3 protein-coding genes are annotated in these 3529 nt (G+C 59.1%); 2 read left to right on the top strand and 1 reads right to left on the bottom strand.

Features of this window, described 5'->3' with window-relative positions; translation table 11 throughout:
- Positions 1-1063: chromosomal replication initiator protein DnaA (dnaA, locus tag GX108_02555; GenBank protein ID NLO55929.1), on the bottom strand; the 1063-nt coding region annotated here is incomplete at its 3' end.
- A 266-nt stretch (positions 1064-1329) separates the two neighbouring features.
- On the opposite strand from dnaA, the gene GX108_02550 reads away from it, so the two are divergent.
- A complete protein-coding gene (locus GX108_02550; protein NLO55928.1) occupies positions 1330-2340 on the top strand; it encodes a phosphohydrolase in 1011 nt (336 codons plus the stop codon).
- A gap of 17 nt (positions 2341-2357) precedes the next feature.
- A complete protein-coding gene (locus tag GX108_02545; GenBank protein NLO55927.1) occupies positions 2358-3473 on the top strand; it encodes a glycosyltransferase in 1116 nt (371 codons plus the stop codon).
- The last annotated feature ends 56 nt before the right edge of the window (positions 3474-3529 follow it).

Genomic DNA, 3529 nt, shown 5'->3' with positions numbered 1-3529 from the left:
TGAGCCATCGCGATGCGTTCTCCACGGTGACGGATTCATTATTCAATTCTGCGAAGAACATGACACTGTTCAGGGAACCCTCCAGCTCGCGGATGTTGCTGGGGATGTTCTGGGCAAGAAAGTCCACCACGTCGTCGGGGATGAAGTAGTTCTTCAGCGCGGCCTTCTTTTTCAGGATGGCTATCCTGGTTTCGAGGTCGGGGGGCTGTATGTCCGTGACCAGCCCCCACTCGAAACGGCTGACCAGGCGTTCCTCGATGTTGTGGATGTCCTTGGGCGGCTTGTCCGAGGTGAGGACGATCTGCTTCTTGGCGTCGTGGAGGCTGTTGAAGGTGTGGAAGAACTCCTCCTGGGTGCTCTCCTTGTTGGCGAGGAAGTGAATGTCGTCGATGAGCAGGACGTCCACCCCGCGATACTTTTGCTTGAATTCATGGGTCTTGTTGTTCTGGATGGAGAGGATGAATTCGTTGATGAACTTCTCGGAACTGATATAGGAGATCTTTATCCCCTCGTTGTGCCTGGCGACGAAGTTGCCTATGGCGTGAAGGAGGTGGGTTTTTCCCAGGCCGACGCCTCCCCAGAAAAAGAGAGGGTTGTAGGCGATGCCGGGTGATTCGGCCACGGCAAGGCTGGCGGCGTGGGCGAGCCGGTTGGACTTGCCCACCACGAAGGAGTCGAACTGGTAGTCAGGGTTGAGGCCGTTCCTGGGCCTCTCCGTTTCCCTGGAGATGCGCTCGGCCCGCTTGATCTCGTCCTTCTTGGCGCCGCCTCCAACCTCGAGGATGATCTTTTCGGCAAGATCCTTCTGTACGGCCAGGGCGGTGAGCTTCTCGATGAACCTCGACTGGATCTGCTCCCTCACGAAAACGTTGGGGACATCCAGCGTAAGGACCTTGCCCTCCAGGGAGGTGGGAAGGCATGTCTTGAGCCAGATATCCGTGGCGCCCTTGGGCAAATTCTCCTCGGCTATCTCGAGGATCTCTCTCCAGACACGATCGGTATTTTCATGCAAGGGGCTCACCTCGCGACCTTTTTGGATCGACAGCGAAGATAATATTACCATATTTGAATCCACAAGTTTTATCCACATATCCACATTTAGTTCATAATTCAGGGAAAGGGTGAAAAAGCCATCGGGTGGTGGATATTCCTGATCGGGTCATAAAAAAGTTTAATTTGACCAACCGTAACAAATCTGCCCCTCCTGGGCTTACAAGTTATTAGCATTCCTATTCACATCGGTGGTGGATTTCTGGCCTATAATGTTGATAGCCCACTCGTGCCCTCCATGGCGCGGTTTCCTTCCGGGCTGAGAAGGGAGTCCTCCCGATGAGTCGTGCCGGCCTTCACGTGATAAGCCATACTGATCTCGACGGCGTGACAGCGGCCGCTGTAGCCTGGACCCACGGCCGCCCCGGGATGAGCCCCGTCAGGCTCTCCCTGGTCGGTTACGGTGAGGTGGACTTCCTGGTATTGGATTCTCTCTCCAGGGGTGAACCGCTCGTAGTGCTGGATCTTTTCTGCCAGAAGCCCCAAACGGTGGACGAGATCGACCGCTCCTTCACCCTGGGTGACCCCCCCTTCCTCTTCGATCACCACCAGAGCACGCTGGAACGCTACGGGAACAGGCCCTGGGTCCATGTCGACGTGAATCACTGCGCCGCCAGGGTCTATTACCGGTGGCTCATGGATAAGGTCGCCGGCGAAGAGCGAGATCGGCTGGGCCGCCTGGAGGGGATCGTGGAGATAGCCAACGACCGCGACCTTTGGCTCAACAAGATCCCTGAGAGCAGGCTTTGGCAGGCCCTGGTCACCCTCTGCGGTCCTTGGGCGGTCTTGGCCCGCTTGATCGACGACCCCTCCCCCGAATTGAGCCCCGATGAGAGGTCCTTCACCGAGGCCTTTGTCCAGGAGCAGGAGAGGCGGTTTGGCCTGGCCCTTGAGAAGGCACTGCGCTCCGGTGAAGACCTGCTCTTTGTCGGCCCGGGCGCCCTGGAGTTTGGCGATGTCTCGGATTTTTGCGGCCTTGTCCTGGACCGGATGGAGTCACCTCCCAGGTTGGTGGCGGTCCTCAGCAGGCGCCCCGCCGGCGACTGGGCCGTCTCCCTCAGGAGCAGGGAGGGTTTTGCGGGGAGGGTTACGGGGTTGCTCCGGGATGGCAGGAAGGTCCGCGGGGGTGGCCATGGCGACTCGGCGGGACTTTATTTTCCGCCCCATTACAGGCCCGAGGAGATCCGCGATTCGCTGGTATCGGCGGTGAGATCCATCCTGGAGTCCGACGCCCCCTCGGGGCTGTCGCTGGGCGACCTGCTGAAGCAAGCCATGGAAGAAAAGAAGTGAACCCGGGAGGTGAGGCCTTGTCCTTTCGAGTCGCTCTCCTCTATGCGTCGGTCGGGACCGGCCACAAGAGTGCGGCCTTGGCACTGGAGAAGTGGTTCCACCGGGAGGTTCCCGACTCTCAGGTCCTTTGCCTGGACACGCTCTCCTTCGCACTGCCCCTGGTGAGGGGTGTCTACACCAGGTCCTACCTCGAGATGGTGAGTCACATGCCCCACCTCTGGGGCTACTTCTACGAGACCACCGACGACCCTGAAACGAGAAACGGCGTGATAGCCACCCTGGGAGAACTGACGGAAAAACTGAACCTCCTGGGGCTGAAAAAGGCCCTCTCATCCTTTTCCCCCGACGCCATCCTTTTCACCCACTTTTTCGGGGCCGCCGCCGTCGCGGATGCTTTCGCCCCCGGCGTGCCCGTCTGCTATGTCAACACCGACTTCCTGAGCCATGTCTTCCACCGAAACCCCTCTTTCTCGGCCTGGTTCGTCTCCAGCGACGAGACCCTCCAACAGTACCTGGCCGACGGCTTGCCGCCCGGCAAGGTCTTCCCGACGGGGATCCCCGTGGACCCTGTTTACGTCTCGCCCCCCGGTAAAGAAGAGTCCCGCCGACGCCTCGACCTGGCCATGGACGAGAAGGTCGCCCTCGTAATGGGAGGGGGGATTGGCGTCGGCCCCATCGAGGAAGTGATGACCTCCCTTGTGGAAGGTGGTTTCGCAACAGAGGTGATCTGCGGGACCAACGAGAAGGTCCGGGAATCCATCGGGGAAAGATTCACCGGGCGGCCGGATTTACGCGTCCACGGCTTTGTGGATGATATGCCCTACCGCTACGCCTCGGCGGACATCATCTTCATGAAACCCGGCGGGCTTTCCACCTCGGAAGCCCTCTGCATGGGGACTCCCATAGTGATCACCGACCCCATACCGGGTCAGGAGCAGCGCAACAGCGATTACCTCCTCGATCGTGGGGCGGCCAGGACCCTCTTCGACTACCGACTCGCCGTCGAAAAAGCCGAGAACCTTCTTTCTTCCCGCGAGGAGAGGGATCGCCTCCTGGGGGTGGCGAAAAGAATAGCCCGGCCACTGGCGGGGAGGGACATCGTCAGGAAGATTATGGAAATCGTAGGTCAGTAAAAGACAAGGCTTCGATGCTCTTTTTTGGGGTTGTTTTTCATACCCGTCACTTACCG

The organism is Thermovirga sp. (assembly GCA_012523215.1).
Lineage (GTDB): Bacteria > Synergistota > Synergistia > Synergistales > Thermovirgaceae > 58-81.
Note: the sequence above shows the minus strand (reverse complement) of the source record. Positions and strands in the feature narration are given on the sequence as shown.